The sequence below is a fragment of the Tundrisphaera macrotermitis genome, assembly GCF_051175315.1.
In the GTDB taxonomy this organism is placed as follows: Bacteria; Planctomycetota; Planctomycetia; order Isosphaerales; family Isosphaeraceae; genus Tundrisphaera.
In genome coordinates this window covers 5,075,748-5,095,799 of record NZ_CP195100.1, presented here as the reverse complement: position 1 = coordinate 5,095,799, position 20,052 = coordinate 5,075,748, and the positions used below count along the sequence as shown (strand labels likewise).

Below are 20,052 nucleotides of genomic sequence, written 5' to 3'. Positions count from 1 at the left end.
TCAGGATCCCTCGACCAGCCGGGCGATCGCGGCGTAGGATTCGCGCAAATCCTGGTACAGCTTGCGGTAGATCGCGAAGCCGCGATCATGGAACGCGGCGACTTCCGGTTCCCTGGACGTGGCGTCGACGAGCCGGATCGTGGCGTCGCACGCCTCGGGGACGCTGGAGAAGACCCCGGCGCCGACCATCGCCAGCAGGGCCACGCCGAAGGCCGGCCCCTCGGAGGCGTTGACCGTGTGGACGTCCACGCCGTAGATGTTGGCCTGGATCTGCCTCCAGAGCGGGCTCCGCGCCCCGCCGCCCGACAGGCGGACCTGCTCGATCGACGCGCCCATCTCGCGGATCAGCTCGAAGCTGTCCCGCATGGCGTAGGACGCCCCCTCCATGATGCTCCGCACCAGGTGGGGCCGCCCGTGGCGGACGCTCAGGCCGACCCACGAGCCCCGGGCGTCGGAGTCGTAATATGGGGCCCGCTCCCCGGTCAGGTAGGGGAGGAAGAACAACCCCTCGGAGCCCGGGCCGGCCAAAGCCGCCTCGTCCTGGAGCAGGTAATAGGGGTCGATCCCCAGGCTTTTCGCCGCATCGACCTGGGCCTGGGCCATCTGGTTGCGATACCACTGGAGGCTGCCGCCCGCCGACAGGACGACACCCATCACGCACCAGGCCCCCGGCACGGCATGGCAGCCACGCTGGAGCCGGCCCAGCGGGTCGAAGCCCGACTCGGCCGTGTGGGCGAACACCACGCCGGAGGTCCCCATCGTGGCCGAGACCGCCCCCGCCCGGACGATGCCGTTGCCCACCGCGCCGGCCGGCTGGTCGCCGCCGCCGCCGACGATCCGGGTCCCGGGCGCCAGCCCGGTCGCCTTGGCGCCGATGGCCGAGACCACCGACGAGACCTCGGGGCTCTCGAAGCAGTCGGGCAGGAGCGAGCGGTCGAGGTCGAGCAGGCCCAGCAGCTCGTCGCTCCAGCGGCGGTTGGCCACGTCCAGGAGCAGCGTCCCCGCCGCGTCGCTGACCTCGGTCGCGAACGTGCCCGAAAGGCGATACCGGATATAGTCCTTGGGCAGGAGGACCTGGCGGACCCGGTCCCACTGGCTGGGTTCGTTTTTCCGGAGCCAGAGCAGCTTCGGCGCGGTGAATCCGGTCAGGGCGCGGTTGGCTACCAGCCGCACCAGCCCTTCCCGCCCTCCCGCCTTGGCCTCGATCTCGGCGGCTTCCGCCCCGGTCCTCTGGTCATTCCACAGGAGGGCCGGCCGGACCACCTGGCCCGACGCGTCCAGGAAGACCGAGCCGTGCATCTGGCCGCTCAGGCCGACCCCCGCCACGTCGGCCGGCCGGAAGCCCCCCTTGTCCAGGACATCCCGGACGGTGGCGACGGTCGCCCTCCACCAGTGCTCGGGGTCCTGCTCCGACCAGCCCGGCCGGGGGTGCTCGCAGGGGTACTCGGCCGACGACGAGGCGAGGATGGCCCCCGTCTCGTCGATGGCGATCGTCTTGGTCCCGGATGTCCCGATGTCGATGCCCAGCGTGACGCTCAAGGAACGAACCCCCGTCAGCGGACCGGATTGGTGGTGGAGAGGAGGCGATCGACGGAATCGATCGCGATCGGATGATAGGCGGGCCGGGCCTTCGCATAGATGGCCCGCGCCCGCTCGGCCCCTTCGGGGGTGCGAATCAACTCGGCATAGATCGGCAGGATGAACTTACGACGGCCGATCGAGGTGAGGAAGGCTTCGAGCCGATCGTCGGCGGCCGCATAGCGGTTGCGAATGGCGATGACCAGCCATTCGGCGGCGATCTCGCTGTTCTCTCGCCGGGTGATCCCGAAGGCGGCATCGAGTTCGCCGAGCCGATCGGCCCCGACCTCGGCCGGCAGGGCCCGGAGGAAACGAAGCCATTCCTGGGTGGTCCAGCCCTGCACGGCGATCCGGGAGGCGGGGGTCTTCCCCTCGATCCATTCCTTGGCCGCGCGGTCCACGGCGTCGAGCCGGTCCGAGGTCGGGGCGACGAACGCCGCTTTGAGCCCAGGCGCCTCGATCCAGGCATCCAGGTCGATCTTCGCCGCCTTCTCCGGGTCGAGCGGGAACAGGCGGTCCCGGAGGTCGGCCACGAAGACGGCGGTGGTGATGCTCTGGAAGGCGTGGCGATCGAAGTAGCCCTTGAGGAAGGCGTCGAACCGATCCCGGCCGAAGACGCGTTCCAGCTCGGACAGGAACAGGGCCCCCTTCTCGTAGGGGACCCGGGTCATCCCGTCGTCCGGGTCGCGGCCGTCCAGGTTGATGTGGAGGATCTGGTCGGCGGGCTTCAACTCGGCGAGTTCGTGGCCGAGTTCCTGGAAGCCGAGCAGGGCCTCCATCTTCGCCCGATCCGGGCCGTAGACCGCCTCGATGATCCGCCGTTCGAGGTAAACGGTGAACCCTTCGTTGAGCCAGAAGTCGCGCCAGGTGGCGTTGGTCACCAGGTTGCCCGACCACGAATGGGCCAGCTCGTGGGCGACCAGGGACACCAGCGAGCGGTCGCCGGCCAGGATCGTCGGCGTGGCGAACGTCAGCTTGGGGTTTTCCATCCCGCCGAACGGGAAGCTGGGCGGGAGGACCAGCAGGTCATAGCGGCCCCAGCGATAGGGGCCGAACCGCTCCTCCGTCGCCTCGATCATCGCCTCGGTGTCGGCGAACTCGGCGGCGGCCTTCTCGACCATCGACGGTTCGGCGTAGACCCCGGTCCGCTTGCCGAGCGGGCGGAAGGCCAGGTCGCCGACCGCCAGCGCCACCAGGTAGGCGGGGATCCTCTCCCTCATGGCGAATCGGAAGACGGTCGGATCGGCGTCGGCGGGGAGGTGATCGGCGGCCATCACCGCCTTCAGGCCCGACGGGACGCGGATCGTCGCCGTGTAGGGGAACCGGACGCCGGGCGTGTCCTGGATCGGGATCCAGGTCCGCGCCTGGATCGCCTGGGACTGGGTGAACAGGAAGGGGTGGGCCTTGCCCGCCGTCCGCGCCGGGTCGAGCCACTGGAGGGCCCCGGCGTCCGGGCGGGTGCGATAGCGGATCCGCACCCGGTCCGCACCCGGGGGGAGCGGGATGGTCAGGGCCTGGCCCCGGATCGCGTCGCCCTGCGAGAGGTCGAACTCGACGGGGGCCCATGAGGCACCGTCACGTCCGGCCGCGACCTCTTCGATCACCGGCCCCCTGACGTCGAGGATCAGCGGGGCGTCGGGCCGGGCGTTCGCGGGCCTCTCGATGCCGAGCGTCGCCGTGCCCCGGAGTTCCTTCCGGTCGAAGTCGACCGTGAGGTCGAGGTCGAGGTCACGCACCTGGACTTCCTCCGGGCGCGAGAAGGAGTGGCCATCGCGATCCGCTGGGCTCGCCTCGTCCGCACGCATGATCCCGTGCCCCATCGCCAGCGAGGCACCCAGGAGGATGCCCGCGAATCCAACCCGCTTCCTGAATCGCATCGATGAGCCTCGCGACCTCGTTCCCCGGCCGAGGCTCGACTTTAACCGGGCCAGATCGGGTCCACCAGTTGTCGCCGGCCGTCCGGGAGATTCGTGGCCGTGGCCCCCGGCCGTTTTCGTCAATCCGAAAGGCAGCCCTGCCGTTTCTTGCAATCGCCGACGGCCGTCACGGTCGCCACGAAACACCGTAGATCGGCCCGATTTTGACGGTCATACGGATGGTGCGGCCAGAAAACCCTCTGGCACTCATTTTGCTTCAAGAGTCACCACGTTGACGGACCCACGACTTGTCAGGACAGGAATTCGGCCATGTCGCCAATGCCGGTGAAAGACATCTTCGTGGTCGCCAGCATCCTGGGCCTGATCGTGCTCGGGCTGGCGATCGTCCTGGGCAGCGGCCTCGAAACGTCCTCGGATCGCCAACACCCATGGCGCAGGACCATCGACACGATCACCCAGGCCCTGCTCACGCTGGCGGGATGGGGCGCGTCGCTGGCCGCCATCCAGCAATTCGTCGGCCCCCGGTTCTGAGCGGACCTCAGGCGGGCGGGGCGATCGTTTCGGCCCCCAGGCCGAACAGGCGGCGGGCATTGGCCGTCGTGGCCTCCGCCAGGTCCTCGGGGCGGAGCCCGCGAATCTCGGCCAGCCGGATGGCCGTGATGGCGGACCGGGCCGGTTCGTTCGGCTTCCCCCGGAACGGGTGGGGGCTGAGATAGGGGGAGTCGGTCTCGACCAGGATCCGGTCCAGGGGCGCCCGGGCGGCGACCTCGCGGAGCGGGTCGAGGGTCTTGTTGGCGAAGGTCAGCATCCCCGCGAACGAGAGGTGCAGGCCCAGCGCCAGGAGCGTCTCGGCCTCCTCCCACCCACCGACGAACGAGTGGAGCACGCCCCGGACCGGCCGGGCCAGGCCGGCCAGCTGGTCGATCACGTCGGGCAAGGACTCGCGGGCGTGGATCACGACCGGCAGGCCGAGGTCGGCGGCCAGCGCGAGGTGGCGGCCGAAGAAGTCCTGCTGGACCGGGAACGGCGTCCGGTCCCAGTGGCGATCCAGGCCCGTCTCCCCCAGGGCGACCACGACCCCCGGCCGATCGGCCATCGCGACGATGGTTTTCCAGGCATCGTCGCCCTGTTCGGCCGCGTCGTTCGGGTGGATGCCGACGGCGGCCGAGATCCCGGCATGCTCGGCCGCGAGATGGGCGACGATCCGGCTGTCCTCGGCCGTGGTCCCGATGGCCACGATCCGTGTCACCCCGGCCTCCCGGGCCGACCGCAGGACCTCGGGGAGGCGGCCGCGGAGGCGCGGGTCGGCGAGATGGGCGTGGGTGTCCACCCAGGCGAGATCGGCATTCATGAAGGGTCGACGTCCCCGCCGTCGCCGGCCGGGGCTTCCTCGAAGTAGCCGAGCAGTTCCAGGCGATACCCGGTCACGCGGAACCCCTCGCGCCGCAGCGATGGGGCCAGTTCCGGGTCGAGCCTGGCGATCAGGTCCGGATCATAAGAGGTGGGGAGGTCCCGGACCAGCCCGGAACGGAGGCAGCGGAGGTGATAATGATGCTCCCCCCGCCCGTCGTACCGCGCCGAGCCCTGGGACCCGGCCAGCCGGGTCGCCAGGCCGCTCTCCACCAGGGCCTCCAGGGCCTTGTAGACGGTGGCCAGGCTGATCGAGGGGATCGATTCCTGGACCCGCCGGTACACGTCCTCGGCGGTCGGGTGGTGGTCCGCGGCCTGGAGGTGGGCGAACACGGCGGCCCGTTGCCGGGTGAGCCGGCGGCCGGAAGATTCCAGGGCCGAACGGAGTTCCGTCATGTCGGGGGCGTCGGGCTTCTTGGGGGCATTCATGGGGCCAGGCCGTCCTCCGGGAATGCCGCCGTCGCATCCCGCCGATCTCATCGCGGGGGCCGACCGATCGTCGGCCCCGCCAAGGGATTACCCCTCACGTATTGTTGGGTCCCTTGACAGTCGAGTCAACTCGCGGCTAAATTTGAGCACGGGGCCGTATTCCTCGCGGCATGCGCGACCGTGCTGGCCGATCGACGATGTCCGATGCCATCGGCCCTGGCCGAGGCTGGCTCGCGTATCGGCCCGAACGAGACGGGACCGATCAATCCGGGAGCGGCGTCGACCGGACGCGGCTCCCGCTCCGCTTATCTCGTCCCATTGATTGATCCGTTTCGCTTCGCATTCGTGCTGAGCCTTGTACGCCTCGGAGAAGTCGCATGAGCGTCGATTTGGTCCGGATCGTCGACAGCATCCACCGCGACAAGAACATCCCCAAGGATGTCCTGTTCGAGGGGATCGAGTCGGCCTTGGCCACCGCGGCCAAGAAGCACTATCCGGATGCCGAAGAGATCACGGTCACCATCGACCAGGACACCGGCAAGATCAGCACGCTCACCGACGGCAAGCCCGTCGTCCCGCCCGACTTCGGCCGGATCGCCGCGCAGACCGCCAAGCAGGTGATCATCCAGAAGATCCGCGAGGCGGAGCGCGACAGCACCTATGACGAGTTCGACACCCAGCGCGGCGAGCTGATCACCGGCACCGTCAAGCGGTTCGAAGGCGGGGCGGTCACCGTCGACCTGGGCAAGGAGCGCGACTCGCTCCTGCCCCGGTCCGAGCAGATCCCCGGCGAGAGCCATCACCCCGGCGAGCGGGTCCGGGCCGTGATCCTCGACGTCCGCAAGGTCGGCCAGCGGGTCAAGATCATCCTGAGCCGGACCCACCCCGACTTCGTCCGCCGCCTGTTCGAGCTGGAGATCCCCGAGATCGCCGACCAGGTGATCTCGATCCGCGCCCTGGCCCGCGAGGCCGGCTATCGGTCCAAGGTCGCCGTGACCTCGATCGACGCGAAGGTCGATGCGGTCGGGGCCTGCGTCGGCGTCCGCGGCACCCGGATCAAGAACATCGTCGACGAGCTGGGCGGCGAGCGGATCGACATCGTCCGCTGGAATGAGTCGCTCCAGGTCCTGATCCCCAACGCCCTCCAGCCGGCCGAGATCGACGAGGTCATGCTCTGCCAGCTGCTGGGCCGGGCCATCGTCCTGGTCCGCGAGGATCAGCTCTCGCTGGCGATCGGCCGGCGCGGCCAGAACGTCCGGCTCGCCTCCAAGCTGGTGGGCTGGGACATCGAGATCATGACCAGCGAGGAGCTCGACGAGCTGATCGAGAAGGCGGTCGGCACCTTCACCCGGATCGATGGGGTGGATGCCGCCCTGGCCGAGAAGCTGGTCGAGCAGGGGATCCTCAGCTACGACGACCTGTCGGTGATGGAAATCGCCGACCTGGTGAACACAATCGAAGGCCTCGACGAAGAACTGGCCGTCGCCATCGTCGAGCGGGCCGAGGTGCTCGCCGAGGAGCAGGCCGACGACATGCCCCGCCGCAAGGGGGCCCGCCCGGTGGCCGCGCCCACGCCGCCCCAGCCGGCCGCCGAAACCGCCCCGGCCAACGGCGATTCCCCCGCGAAGACGACCCTGGCCGACCTGTTCGACGACGGCCCCGCCGAGGGCGACGACGGCACCGCCCCCGCCGATGCCCTGCCGGCCGACGAGGAACAGGACGAGGCCGACCGTCCCGGCGAAGAACCCCGGGACTTGGCCCTGGCCGCCGAAGTCTCGGACCGCGGCCACGAAGTGACCTCCGCCCCCAGCGATGACGACCAGGACGAGACCGACCGGCTTGTGACCGAAGCGGTGGAATCGGGCGGTTCGCCGGAAGAGGCCGAGGCCAACCCCGCGGGCGAAGGACCCAATACCCCCCCCCTGCCCCCCACGGAACCTTTCACGACCGACGAAGAGGCCGACGAACCGAGAGAACCGGAAATGCACCAGCCATGAGGCCCCCATGGGGGCGTCCCCTGCGTCCCGGCCGCACTGCTCGCGTCAACTCTCCCCCCTGAGAACGCCGCCTCGCCCCTCGGCGAGGATCGACGAACTTGGGGGTTCCTGAGAAATGGCCTTGGCACGATCGGTCGGGAGTGACCAAAATACCGATCGGGTCCGAACGGCCATCATCGGCCGGGGGCCATTCCAGGAGGAGTCGCCGTTGTCCACGCGCGTCCACGAGTTGGCGAAGGAATTAGGGCTGAAGAGTCAGGATCTGCTCGACCGAATCCAGGCCTGGGGGATCGACGTCAAGCCGAGCATCTTCGCGGGCCTCGCCCCCGATCAGATCGATACGATACGGAGCCGTTACACCGAGCGTGGTGAGTCGGCCCCCGCCCCGGCCTCCCAGCCGCCGGCGCGCCCCAGCAGCCCCACCCCTCCGGAGACGTCCGCCATCAGTCCGTCAGCCCCCGCCGCGAAGAAGGCCCCGGCCCCCACGCCGGCCCCGACCGAAGCCGCCCCTCCGGCATCCGCCAGCTCGTCCACGATCGCCCCGGCCCCGGCCCCCAAGGCTCCCGCCCGTAGCGAGCCCGCCCCGATGACCGCGACCCGCGAGCCCAATACCCCGGCCCCAGCCGCACCGACGAGCCCCGCTCCCGTCGCCGCGGCACGCCCGGCCCCCCCAACACAACCCGCGCCGCCGACGACCCCGGCGCCCGCCGCCTCCGGCGCGACGGCCCCGGCCCCCGCGGCCCGCCCCGAGTCGCCCGCGCCGCCGGCACGCCCCCAGGCCACGACCGGGCTGGGGGCTCCGCCGCAGGCCGGTCCGGGCTCGCAGCCCGCGGCGCCTGTCCGCCCGGGCAACCTCACCTCGCCGCCCCGGCTGGGCGCGGGGAGCGGCCCCCTGTCGCGGCATACCCCGCATCGGACCGGCCCGGGAGCCCCGCCGCCCGGGCCCCGCCCCGCGGGCCCCCCGAGCGACCGGCCGGCGCCCCCGCCGCGCGCCGATTATCGGCCCAACCCGACCGGCCCGGCCCCGCTCAAGCCGACCGACTACATCTCGCCGTCCGGCGTGCGGAACCTGAGCAATCGCCCGGCCACGCCGGCCGCCGGCGAAGGCCGCCAGCCCCTGGCCGAACCCCGCGGCGATTATGGGAATCGTCCGGGCGGATCGATGGGCGGTGGCCCGCGTCGCCCGCTGCCCCCGGTCGCCACGCCGACCGGCTCGCCCCAACCCCGCCGCCCGGATGGTCCCCGCCCGGGACCCGGCGGCCCCGAGGTGAAGACCCAGCGCCCCGAGCGCCGGTTCACCCCGGATGAGATGCGGCGGATGATGCAGGGCGGGCAGCTCGGCAAGACCGAGGCCCCGCCCATGCAAGGCCGCGCCCCCGGCGGCCCGCCCGCCCGGCCCGGCCAGCCGCCCTCGTCGCAGTTCGGACGGCCCCCGGCCCCCGCCCGTCCCGGCGGGCCTCCGGGCCTCGGCGGGCCTCCGGGCCTGCGTCGCCCGGGCGGGCCGGGGATGCTCGCCCCGCCGCCGATGACGCCGCCCCCGACCGATGAGGATGAGAAGAAGGCCGCCGGGCGGATCGGCTCTCCGGCCGACCGCGCGGGCCGCCGCGCCAAGCGGAACGAACGGGCCAACGAACGCCGGACCACGGGCCCCCAGCCGGCCTCCGCCCTGACCGGGGAGTCGGAGGATGACAGCAGGGGTCGTCGCGGGGGCCGCAAGGGTGGCCACAAGGGCGGCCGGAATCAGCCCCAGATCGTTCGCAAGAGCCACGCCGACATCGAGCCGCCGATCACGCTGCGGACCCTCTCCGAGGCGATCGGCGTCCGGGCCAACGACCTGATCCGCCGGCTCATGAACAGCATGGGCCAGATGGTCACGATCAACGCGTCGCTCGACGACGATACGGCCCAGATGCTCGCCCTGGAGTTCGGCGTCGAGCTGAACGTCGTCCACGAGCGGACCGCCGAGGATGACCTCTTCGACGACTACGTCAGCAGCAGCGACCGCGGCGAGGAGGTCGAAGGGCTGGCGCCCCGCCCGCCGATCATCACAATCCTGGGCCACGTCGACCACGGCAAGACGTCGCTGCTGGACAAGATCCGCAACGCCAACGTGGTCGACACGGAGAGCGGCGGCATCACCCAGCACATCGGGGCCTACCAGATCACCCACGAAGGCCAGAAGATCACCTTCGTGGATACGCCGGGCCACGAGGCGTTCACCGGGATGCGGGCCCGAGGGGCCAACGTCACCGACATCGTCGTCCTGGTGGTGGCCGCCGACGACGGCGTGATGCCGCAGACCCAGGAGGCGATCGCCCACGCCAAGGCGGCCAACGTGCCGATCGTGATCGCCCTGAACAAGATCGACCTGCCCAACGTCAACCTCAACAAGATCTACGGCGAGCTGTCCCAGCAGGACCTGGCCCCCGAGGAATACGGCGGCGACACGCCGGTCGTGAAGACCTCGGCCCTCACGGGCAAGGGGATCCCCGAGCTGCTGGAGATGCTCGGCGTCGTGGCCGAGCTGCGGTGCGACCTCCGGTCCAACCCCAACCGGCCGGCGACCGGGACCTGCCTGGAAGCGTCCATCTCCGAAGGCCGGGGCGTCGTCGCGACTGTCCTGGTCCAGGACGGCACGCTCAAGGTGGGCGACGTGATCGTGTGCGGCGACGGCTTCGGCCGCGTCCGCGCCCTGTTCGACGACAAGGGCCGCTCGGTCACCGAGGCCGGGCCGTCGACGCCGGTCGAGATCTCCGGCCTCGACACGGTGCCGACCGCCGGCGAGAAGTTCGGGGTCATCCCGGACATCTCCCGGGCCCGCGAGATCGTCGAGATCCGCCGCGATCGGACCCGCGGGGTCTCGCTCGGCGAGCGGCAGTCGATCACGCTGGAAAACCTCTACAGCAAGATGGCCGAGCAGAAGGTCAAGAACCTCAACTTGATCCTCAAGGCCGACGTGCAGGGCTCCCTCGAGGCGTTGATCAAGGAGCTGGAGAAGCTCGAGAACCCCGAGGTGCCGATCCGGATCCTGCTCAAGGGCGTCGGGGGGATCAGCGAGAGCGACATCCTGCTGGCCGACGCCTCGCAGGCGATCGTCATCGGCTTCCGCGTGGCCCCCGAGGATCGCGCGATCTCGCTGGCCGACGAGAAGAAGATCGACATCCGCCGCTACGACATCATTTATCAGGTCACCGACGAGATCAAGAAGGCCGTCGAGGGGATGCTGGTCCCCGAGATCAAGGAGGTCCACCTGGGCCGTGCCGTGGTCCGGCAGACCTTCAAGATCTCCAAGGTCGGCACCGTGGCCGGCTGCTTCGTCACCCAGGGGGTGATCGAGCGGGCCGCCAAGGCGCGGATCATCCGCGAAGGGCGCGAGATCTACAAGGGGACGCTCGAAGCCCTCAAGCGTTTCAAGGACGATGCCAAGGAGGTCCGCGAGGGCTTCGAATGCGGCATCAAAATCGTCAATTTCGACGACCTCAAGACCGACGACATCATCGAGGCGTACCGGGTCGACGTCATCCGGCGCACCCTCTGATGGACCGACCCGAGGGCCTGCGATGAGGGCGGGCGCCGTCCCCACGGCGCCCGCCCTCATCGCGGCCTTTGGCCTTCGCACCCGGGTGGTCGATGCTGATTGCTTCGCTCCGCATCACCGTCCGGATCGCCCCCGGCTTCCGGTCCAAGAAGAAAACCACCCGGGTCATCGTCGAGAAGATCCACCGCCATTTCAACGTCTCCGTCATCGAGCTTGGCAACCCCGACCACCCCTCGGAGAGCGTGATCGGCGTCGCCGCGCTGGGCCTGGGCCGGCGCGAGATCCGCTCGGTCCTGGACCGGGTCCTGGACGCCGTCGCCTCGCATCCCCGGGCCGAGGTGGTCTCCATCGATCGGGACGACCACTGATCGCGAGCATCCCGACCCTCCCCGCCATCCCCCGCGAGTCCCATCCACCATGCCATCGCACCGAAGTCTGCGGATGGCCGAGGCGATCCGAGAAGTCGTGTCCTCGGCCATCCTGTTCGAGGTCTCCGACCCCCGCGTGTCCGGCATCACGGTGCTCCGCTCCGAGGTGACCGGCGACCTCCGCAACGCGACGGTGTATGTCTCGATCATGGGGACCGAGGCCGAGCAGGCCCAGGCGATGCGCGGGCTGACCAGCGCCTCGGGGTTCCTCCAGGCGAAGGTGGCCCAGCGGCTCCAGACCCGGACGACGCCCCACCTGACGTTCAAACGCGACGAAGGGATCAAGAAGTCGATCGAGATGTCCAAGATCATCGACGAGGCCCTCGCCAAGGATCGCGAGGGAGGCGAGACGACCGCCCCGGACGACCCGGACGACGCCCCGGAAGATGCCACGCCTTGACCCGTTCGGACGACGCCCGGATCCTCCGAGACCCCGGAATTTCCCGATCGGCGTCCCCCGAGAAACCCGACTTCCCGATGCCCGCGAACGCCCCGAGCCCATGGCCACACAGAGCAAAGCCCAGTTCATCGCCGACATCCTGGCGCTCTTGAAGAAGCGATACCATGCCGAGCCGTCGCCCGAGCGGCTCTCGGTCCTCGAAGCGGTGGTCTACGGGATTTGCCACGAGGATGTCCCCCGCGCCCGCGCCGTCGAGGCGCTGGCCAGCTTCCAGTCGAACTTCTTCGACTGGAACGAACTCCGCGTCAGCTCCCTGGCCGAGATCCAGAAGACCTTGGAAGGGATCCCCGGCGCGGAAGAGCGCGCCACCCGGATCCGCCGGTTCCTCCGCCAGCTGTTCGAGAAGACCTACGGGTTCAACCTCGACGCCCAGGCCAAGAAGCCCCAGAAGGAGGCCGTCAAGGCCTTCGAAGACTACGAGGCGTTCGCCTCCGACTACATCCTGGCCACCGCCACCCGGCTCTCGCTGGGCGGGCATGCCATCCCCGTCGATGCCTCGATGCACCGGGCCCTGGATCGCCTGGGGATCGCGGAGCCGGGCATGGACGCGGCGACGCTCCGGTCGACCCTGGAACGGGCCGTCCCCAAGGCTCGCGGCACCGAGTTCGCCGACCTGATCGAGGAACTGGCCCACGACACCTGCGTCCCGGGCGAGCCCGATTGCCCCCGGTGCGAGTTGCAGGCGGTCTGCCCGACCGGCAAGGCCCGCCTGGCCAACCTCCCGACCTCGAAGGCCCCCAAGGCACGGGCCGTGAAATCCAAGGCGCCGGAAGCCTGATCCGACGAACCCGCCCCGCCGCCCGCGGGCCGCTGCCGCCCGCGCGAGGGCGGCCCGTCGGGCCATCCTCCCCCGCCCCACCCGGGCTCGAAATCTTTTTCGAACTTCTCTCGTTTTGTCCCAACACTTGGTTCGACTTCTCACGTAAGCTGTCCAGAGTCGCCCGGTTGTTCAACATTTGCGTGAACCGACCGGGCGCCCGAATCCTTCCGCCCGGCCCTACCTGACCCCGATCGTGAGCGATCCCGGCCGGCCCTTCCGGCGCATGCGAGATCCTTCGGCCCCGAACGGGGCGGGGTTTCGCCATCGGATCGTCGATCGCGGCTCGCCCTCCCCAGCCCGCTTGCCATCCGATTCGTGAAGACGGTTCGAAGTCGAATTGTGGGCCTTCATACCTACCCGCGGGAGTTCGATCGATGCATGAGACGAAAGCCGGCCCCCTGTTCGGACGCCGCGGATTCCTGACGGTCGGGGCGGCCGGGTTCGGCCTGAGCCTGGCCGACTTCTTCCGGATGCGCGCCCGGGCCGACCTCAAGAACTACTCGGCGATCGCACCCAAGGCCGATTCGCTCATCCACATCTTCCTGCCGGGCGGGATCGCCCACCAGGAGACGTTCGACCCCAAGCCCTATGCACCGGTCGAGTATCGTGGCGAGCTGTCGTCGATCGCCACCAAGATCGAGGGTGAGTCGTTCAGCGAGACCCTGCCCAGGACGGCCCAGATCGCCGACAAGCTGGCGATCATCCGGTCGATGACGCACGGCGAGGCCGCCCACGAGCGCGGCACGCACAACATGTTCACCGGGTATCGGCCCAGCCCGGCGCTGCAGTATCCCAGCATGGGGAGCGTGGTCTCGCACGAGTTCGGATCCAGGAATGACCTGCCCCCGTACGTCTGCGTCCCGTCGATGCCCAACGTCTACGCCGGTACGGGCTACCTCAGCTCGTCGTTCTCACCGTTCAGCCTGGGGAGCGACCCGGCCAGCGGCGGTTTCAAGGTCCAGGACCTGAACCTCCCGGGCGGGATCGACGACACGCGGTTTTCGAGCCGTCGCCGCGTCCTCGACGTGGTCAACGAGCACTTCACCGCCAAGGAGAAGGCCGACGACGGGCTGGCGGCGATGGACTCGTTCTACGAGCGGGCGTATAGCCTGATCAGCTCGCCCAAGGCCCGCGAGGCGTTCAACATCAACGCCGAGCCCGCCGCGATCCGCGACGAGTACGGCCGCAACGCCGCGGGCCAGCGGATGCTGATGGCCCGGCGACTGGTCGGGGCCGGGGTCCGGTTCGTCGCCCTCCAGTACGGCAGCTGGGACCTCCACGCCGGCATCTTCGGCAGCATGAAGAAGCAGATGCCCGCCTTCGACCAAGCGTTCGCCGCCCTGATCACCGACCTCGACCGCAGCGGCATGCTGGACCGGACGCTGGTCATGGTGTCCAGCGAGTTCGGCCGCACCCCGAAGATCAACAAGGACGCCGGCCGCGACCACTGGCCCAAGGTGTTCAGCGTGGTGCTGGCCGGCGGCGGGATCAAGAAGGGGATCGTCCTGGGGGCGTCCAACTCCACGGCCACCGAGCCCGAGCGCGACCCGATCGGCCCCGAAGACCTCGCCACCACCCTCTACCACCAGCTCGGCATCGTCGCCGACAAGGAACTCATGGCCCCCGGCGGCCGGCCGATCGAGATCGTCGACGGCGGCAAGGTCCGGACCGAGCTGCTCGGCTGAGATCGGCCACGGGTGCGGGATCGTCGAGGGTCGTTTACGATGGAAACCATCGCGCTCGACCCCTTCGGCCCGCTCGTGGATCATCCCAACGCGGCGATGATGGTCGGCCCCGGATCACCCGAGCGATGGCGCGGCGAGGAGAATCACCGATGCACAAGCTGGTCGTGCTGGACCCCGAAGACCTGAAGCAGATCATCCGTCGTCGTCGCAAAACCGGAGCGGATCGATACGACGAGGTCTGGGACGGGGTTTATGTGATGTCGCCCATCGCCGACAACAATCACCAACGGCTCGCATCGCAATTCGTCATAGCCATCGATGGGGCGTTGAAACCGCAGATCAATGCCATCGTGCTTGCCGGAACCAACGTCAGTGATCGCAAAGTCAAGTGGCAAAAAAACTACCGAGTGCCTGACGTCGCGGTGTTCCTGCCCGGGAATCCCGCCGAGGACATGGACGCCTTTTGGCACGGCGGGCCCGACTTCGTCGTCGAGGTGGTCAGCCATCGCGACCGCTCCCGCCAGAAGCTCGACTTTTATGCCGCCGTCGGTGTCCGCGAGTTGCTCCTCGTCGATCGCGACCCCTGGGCCCTCGAACTCTACCGCCTCGATGGCGATCACTTCGAACGGGTCGATGCGATCGCCGACGGGTCGTTGATGAGCCGGGTCCTTCCGCTCCGATTCAACCTGACCGCCGACACCCCCACGCCCAAGATCCTCGTCGACCAGACCATCGACGGACGCCGCTGGGCCTTCTGAGCCCGCCCTCCTCCTACCCCCGCCCGAGAGCCCTCGCATGAAGATTCCCGCCTTCGGTCGGTTCCTCCTGATCGGTCTCGGATGGCTCGGCCTGGCCGAATCGCAGGCGCACGCCGCCTCGCCCGCGCTGGCCTCGGTGCGGCCTGTCGGCGGGCAGCGCGGCACGGAGGTCGAGGTCATCCTCGGCGGCGACCGGCTCGGAGACGCCCGCGAGATCCTGTTCTACCAGGACGGGATCACGACCAAGAAGCTGGAGCCGATCGACGCGAAGCAGGTCAAGGCGACCCTGGCGATCGCGGCGGATTGCCCGCTCGGCATCCACGACATCCGGGTCCGGACCGCCACCGGCCTGAGCGCCCTGCGGACGTTCAGCGTGGGGGCCTATCCCGAGACGGGCGAGGTCGAGCCCAACAACGAGTTCGCCAAGCCCCAGCCCATCAAGTTCGGCTCGGTGGTCAACGGCGTGGCCGGCAACGAAGACGTCGACTACTACGCCTTCGAGGCCAAGAAGGGGGACCGGATCACGGCCGAGGTCGAAGGGGCCCGGCTGGGGATCACCACCTTCGACCCCTACGTCGCGATCATGGACGCCAAGCGGTTCGAGCTGACCGCCAGCGACGACGCCGCCCTGATCTGGCAGGACGCCTTCGCCTCGGTGATCGCCCCGGCCGACGGGACCTACATCATCCAGGTCCGCGAGACCTCGTACAACGGCAACGGGTCGTGCCTCTACCGGCTCCACGTCGGCAACTACCCCCGGCCCCGGGCGATCATCCCGGCCGGCGGCAAGCTCGGCGACACCCTCCAGGTGCGCTGGATCGGCGACATCCTCGGCGACCGGACGACCACCGTCACCCTGCCGAGCGTCCCGGCCCGCGACTTCGGCCTGCTGGCGCAGGATGACCTGGGCTCGGCCCCCCACCCCAACGCCTTCCGCCTGACGACCTTCGGCAACGTGATCGAGGCCGAGCCCAACGACGCCCCCGCCGACGCGACGAAGTTCGAGGCCCCTCTGGCCCTCAACGGGGCGATCGAGAAGGCCGGGGACGTCGACCACTTCGTGTTCGCGGCGAAGAAGGGGCAGACCCTCGACATCCGGGTCCATGCCCGCACGATCCGCTCGCCGCTCGACTCGGTCCTGACGATCGCCAAGAAGGGCGGGGGCAACCTGGCCTCCAACGACGACGCCCGGAACTCGCCCGACAGCAACATCCGGTTCGCCGTGCCCGACGACGGCGAATACGTGATCGGGATCACCGACCACCTCCGCAAGGGGGGCCCCGAGTACTTCTACCGGATCGAGGTCGCGCCCATCACCGCCCGGCTCGGGCTGAGCCTGCCCGAGGAATCGCTGGTCCGCGGGATCGGGCCGACCCAGGTGTCGGTCCCCAGAGGCAGCCGCCACGCGATCGTGGTCAATGCCCGCCGGGTCGAGTTCAACGGGGCCATCAACATCGGCGTGGACGGCCTCCCGGCCGGCATGGCGGCCGAGGTCGACCCGGTGGCCAACGGCCAGACCTCGTTCCCGATCCTGTTCACGGCCACGCCCCAGGCCGAGCCGGCCGGCGCCCTGGTCGCCATCGAAGGGAAGCCGGCCGACCCCGCCGCCCCGCCCGTCCCGACCGACCTGCGGCAGTCCAACGAGATGACCCTGGGCCAGAACAACGTCCCGTACTGGTCCCGGTACGTCGACCGCCTGGCCGTGGCCGTGACCGATGAGGCCCCGTTCACCATCGAGGTCGTCGAGCCCAAGGTCCCCCTGGTCCGGGGCGGGTCGATGGGCCTGAAGGTGGTCGCCAGGCGGAAGGAAGGGTTCAAGGCCCCGATCGCCCTGTCGCTGCCCTGGGTGCCGCCCGGCGTGAGCGCCTCCGGCGGGGTGTCGATCCCCGAGGGGGCGGATTCCGCCGAGATCCCGGTCAACGCCGACGGCTCGGCCGAGTTCAAGACCAACCGGGTCGTGGTCAACGGCCAGGCCGACACCGCCACCGGCCCCCTGGTCGTCTCGTCGCAACTGGCCAAGATCACGGTCGCGGCGCAGTTCCTGACCCTGGCCTTCCCCCCGACCAGCGTCGAGCAGGGCAAGGAGGTCGACTACGTGGTCGCCGTCAACCAGGCGGTGCCGTTCGCCGGCGAGGCCAAGGTCAGCCTGATCGGCCTGCCCAACAAGGTGACGACCGAGCCGGCGACCGTGACCAAGGACACCAAGGAAGTCACGTTCAAGCTCAAGACCGACCCCGCCTCGCCGGCCGGCAACCACCAGAACCTGTTCTGCCAGGTCGTCATCGTCCAGGACGGCGAGCCGATCCTCCACAACCTCGGCTCGGGCCAGCTCCGGATCGACGCCCCGCTCCCGCCCAAGCCGGCGCCGGCGGCCCCGGTCGCCGCCGCCGCGCCGCCCCCGCCCGCCGCGCCGGCCGCCCCGGCCGAGAAGCGGGTGAGCCGGCTCGAGAAACTGCGTCAGGAGAGCCGGGAGCGTGCCGCCGCGGCGGCCGCCGCCCCGCCCGCCCAGCCCTGATGCCCGCGACCTCCGCCCGACCTCCGCATCCATCCCACCCCGAACCACGGCCGACCGGACCTCCATCATGACCCGTATTCGGAACATCATCCTGCTGGCAACGCTGGCCATGCTGGGTCCGGCCGTCCCGGGGGCCCGGGCCGAGCAGAACGAACCCAAGCCGGTGAAGCTCGACGCCTTCCCGGCCTCGATCCACCTGTCCGACGCACGCGACCGCCAGATGATCGTGGCCCGGGCGACCTACGCCGACGGGATCACCCGCGACGTGACGGCCGAGGCGGCGATCACCCCGGCCAACCCGGCCCTGGTGCGCCTCGACGGCGCCACGCTCCACCCCGCGGCCGACGGCGAGACCACGCTGAGCGTGGCCTTCGGCGGCCAGACGGTCGCCGTGCCGGTGAAGGTCGAGCACGCCGGGGCCCACCCGCCCCTGAGCTTCCGGCTCGACGTGATGCCGGTCTTCATGAAGGCCGGGTGCAACACCGGCAGCTGCCACGGCGCGGCGCGGGGCAAGGACGGGTTCCGCCTGTCCCTGTTCGGCTACGACCCCGCCGGCGACCTGTTCCGGCTGACGCGCGAGATGGTGGGCCGCCGGATCAACCTGGCCGTGCCCGCCGAGAGCACCCTGCTGGAGAAGGCCACCGGCGCCGTGCCGCACACCGGGGGCAAGAAGATCGAGCCGGGCAGCGAGCCCTACCAGACCCTCCGCGCCTGGATCGAGGCCGGGGTCCCCGACGACGACGTCAGCAAGCTGCCCACGGTCGTCTCCGTCGAGCTGTCGCCCGACAAGGCGGTCCTCGACGGCGAGAAGGCCACCCAGCAGATGACCGTCCGGGCCAAATATTCCGACGGGACCGACCGCGACGTAACCTCGCTGGCGGTCTTCCTCACCAACAACGAGACCTCGGCGGCCGTCAGCCCCGAGGGGCTCGTCACCGCCGGGGCGCGGGGCGAGGCGTTCGTGATGGCCCGGTTCGACACCCACACGGTGGGCTCGCAGGTGATCGTCCTGCCCAAGGGGCTCGCCTTCCAGAAGAAGCCGGAGCCCGAGGGGAACTACATCGACGCGCTGGTCGCGGCCAAGCTCGACAAGCTCCGCATCGACCCGTCGGGCCTCTGCTCCGACGAGACCTTCGTCCGCCGCGTCTACCTCGACGTGATCGGCATCCCGCCGACGGCCGACGAGACCCGGAGGTTCCTGGCCGCGTCGGAGCCCGGCAAGCGGGCCCGCCTGATCGACGAGCTGCTGGCCCGCAAGGAGTTCAGCGAGGTCTGGGTCATGAACTGGGCCGAGATGCTCCAGATCAAGACCTCGCTGCGGGTCAGCTACAAGGCGATGTTCCTGTACTACAACTGGCTGGCCGACAAGCTCGCCAAGGACACGCCGATGGACCAGATGGTCCGCGAGCTGCTCGGGGCCAGCGGCGGGACGTTCAAGGAGCCGGCGACCAACTACTACCAGGGGACCGACGACAAGCTCGAACTGACCGAGAACGTCGCCCAGGTGTTCATGGGGATGCGGATCCAGTGCGCCCAGTGCCACAACCACCCGTTCGACCGCTGGACCCAGGATGACTACTACGGCTTCACCGCGTTCTTCGCCCAGATCGGCCGCAAGCAGGCCGAGGACTACCGCGAGACGATCATCTTCAACTCGGGCGGGGGCGAGACCAAGCACCCGGTCGGCGGCCGGGTGATGAAGCCCAAGTTCCTCGGGGCGGAGATGCCCGACGTGGCCGGCAAGGACCGCCGCGCGGTGATGGCCGAGTGGCTGGCCTCCCCCCGCAACCCGTGGTTCGCCACGTCGTTCGCCAACCGGGTCTGGGCCCAGTTCTTCGGGGTCGGGATCGTCGAGCCGGTGGACGACTTCCGGGTCTCCAACCCGCCCAGCAACCCCGAGCTGCTGGAGGAGCTGGGGCGGCGGTTCACCGCGTCCAACTACGACCTCAAATCCCTGGTCCGCGACATCTGCAACTCCCGGACGTACCAGCGGTCGACCGAGCGGAACGAGAGCAACGCGACCGACGAGAGGAACTTCGCCCACGCCGGCCTCCGGCGGATCAAGGCGGAGAACCTCCTGGACGCGATCAGCCTGGTCACCGAGACCAAGGACAAGTTCAAGGGGCTGCCCCTGGGGGCCCGGGCCGTGCAGATCGCCGACGGCGCCACCAGCACCTACTTCCTGACCACCTTCGGCCGGGCCACCCGCGAGACGGTCTGCTCGTGCGAGGTGAAGATGGAGCCGACCCTGTCCCAGGCCCTCCACCTGCTCAACGGCCGGACGGTCAACGAGAAGATCAAGGACGGCGGCGTCGTCAAGAAGCTGATGGAGGCGCCCGGCCTGCCCGAGGACAAGATCGTCGAGCTCTACGTCCGCTGCCTGTCGCGCGTGCCGACCCGCACCGAGCTGGAGAAGCTCCTGCCGATGTTCGCCGGCGACAAGGCCGAGCAGGAGAAGGCCCTGGGCGACCTGTTCTGGGCCCTGCTCAACAGCCGCGAGTTCCTGTTCAACCACTGATCCGATCCGCCACGAGCCCGCCCCCAACACCCGCCCGAT

14 protein-coding genes are annotated in these 20,052 nt (G+C 69.8%); 10 read left to right on the top strand and 4 right to left on the bottom strand.

All coding sequences use genetic code 11. From position 1 onward, the window contains the following. On the bottom strand, positions 1-1,539 hold the full coding sequence (gene xylB / locus TA3x_RS20670) for a xylulokinase (protein ID WP_435016566.1): 1,539 nt from the start codon (positions 1,537-1,539) through the stop codon (positions 1-3). A gap of 14 nt (positions 1,540-1,553) precedes the next feature. Beyond that, complete coding sequence (locus TA3x_RS20665) at positions 1,554-3,455, bottom strand: M1 family metallopeptidase (protein WP_435016565.1); 1,902 nt, start codon at positions 3,453-3,455, stop codon at positions 1,554-1,556. Between the two features lie 309 nt (positions 3,456-3,764). On the opposite strand from TA3x_RS20665, the gene TA3x_RS20660 reads away from it, so the two are divergent. Next, positions 3,765-3,986 carry a hypothetical protein gene (locus TA3x_RS20660; RefSeq protein WP_435016564.1) on the top strand — a complete coding sequence of 74 codons (222 nt, stop codon included), beginning with the start codon at positions 3,765-3,767 and terminating at the stop codon, positions 3,984-3,986. Positions 3,987-3,993: 7 nt separating this feature from the next. On the opposite strand, the gene TA3x_RS20655 is transcribed toward TA3x_RS20660, so the two are convergent. Both TA3x_RS20655 and TA3x_RS20650 read right to left on the bottom strand, forming a co-directional pair. Then, positions 3,994-4,806: a TatD family hydrolase gene (locus tag TA3x_RS20655; RefSeq protein WP_435016563.1), complete on the bottom strand. Its 813-nt coding sequence runs from the start codon at positions 4,804-4,806 to the stop codon at positions 3,994-3,996. After that, positions 4,803-5,294, bottom strand: a complete 492-nt coding sequence (locus tag TA3x_RS20650; RefSeq protein ID WP_435016562.1) for a Fur family transcriptional regulator — start codon at positions 5,292-5,294, stop codon at positions 4,803-4,805. Before TA3x_RS20650 ends, TA3x_RS20655 begins: the two co-directional genes overlap by 4 nt. Positions 5,295-5,671: 377 nt before the next feature. Between TA3x_RS20650 and nusA the strand changes: the two genes are divergently transcribed. From nusA to TA3x_RS20605, 9 genes are all read left to right on the top strand, one after another. Next, the gene (gene nusA, locus TA3x_RS20645) at positions 5,672-7,291 is read left to right on the top strand and encodes a transcription termination factor NusA (protein ID WP_435016561.1); all 1,620 of its coding nucleotides are present in this window, start codon (positions 5,672-5,674) and stop codon (positions 7,289-7,291) included. A 208-nt stretch (positions 7,292-7,499) separates the two neighbouring features. After that, on the top strand, positions 7,500-10,829 hold the full coding sequence (gene infB, locus TA3x_RS20640; protein ID WP_435016560.1) for a translation initiation factor IF-2: 3,330 nt from the start codon (positions 7,500-7,502) through the stop codon (positions 10,827-10,829). A 92-nt stretch (positions 10,830-10,921) separates the two neighbouring features. Continuing rightward, entirely contained in the window at positions 10,922-11,197 is a 276-nt protein-coding gene (locus TA3x_RS20635; RefSeq protein WP_435016559.1) for a DUF503 family protein, read from the top strand. Between the two features lie 49 nt (positions 11,198-11,246). Then, on the top strand, positions 11,247-11,657 hold the full coding sequence (gene rbfA / locus TA3x_RS20630; RefSeq protein WP_435016558.1) for a 30S ribosome-binding factor RbfA: 411 nt from the start codon (positions 11,247-11,249) through the stop codon (positions 11,655-11,657). Positions 11,658-11,757: 100 nt separating this feature from the next. Further along, positions 11,758-12,495, top strand: a complete 738-nt coding sequence (locus tag TA3x_RS20625; RefSeq protein WP_435016557.1) for an endonuclease III domain-containing protein — start codon at positions 11,758-11,760, stop codon at positions 12,493-12,495. A gap of 416 nt (positions 12,496-12,911) precedes the next feature. Continuing rightward, positions 12,912-14,222, top strand: coding sequence for a DUF1501 domain-containing protein (locus TA3x_RS20620; protein ID WP_435016556.1), 1,311 nt, complete (start codon positions 12,912-12,914; stop codon positions 14,220-14,222). A 149-nt stretch (positions 14,223-14,371) separates the two neighbouring features. Beyond that, the gene (locus TA3x_RS20615) at positions 14,372-14,980 is read left to right on the top strand and encodes a Uma2 family endonuclease (RefSeq protein WP_435016555.1); all 609 of its coding nucleotides are present in this window, start codon (positions 14,372-14,374) and stop codon (positions 14,978-14,980) included. A gap of 37 nt (positions 14,981-15,017) precedes the next feature. Next, positions 15,018-17,495, top strand: a complete 2,478-nt coding sequence (locus TA3x_RS20610; protein ID WP_435016554.1) for a PPC domain-containing protein — start codon at positions 15,018-15,020, stop codon at positions 17,493-17,495. Positions 17,496-17,562: 67 nt separating this feature from the next. Next, the gene (locus TA3x_RS20605; protein ID WP_435016553.1) at positions 17,563-20,013 is read left to right on the top strand and encodes a DUF1549 domain-containing protein; all 2,451 of its coding nucleotides are present in this window, start codon (positions 17,563-17,565) and stop codon (positions 20,011-20,013) included. Positions 20,014-20,052 lie beyond the last annotated feature (39 nt).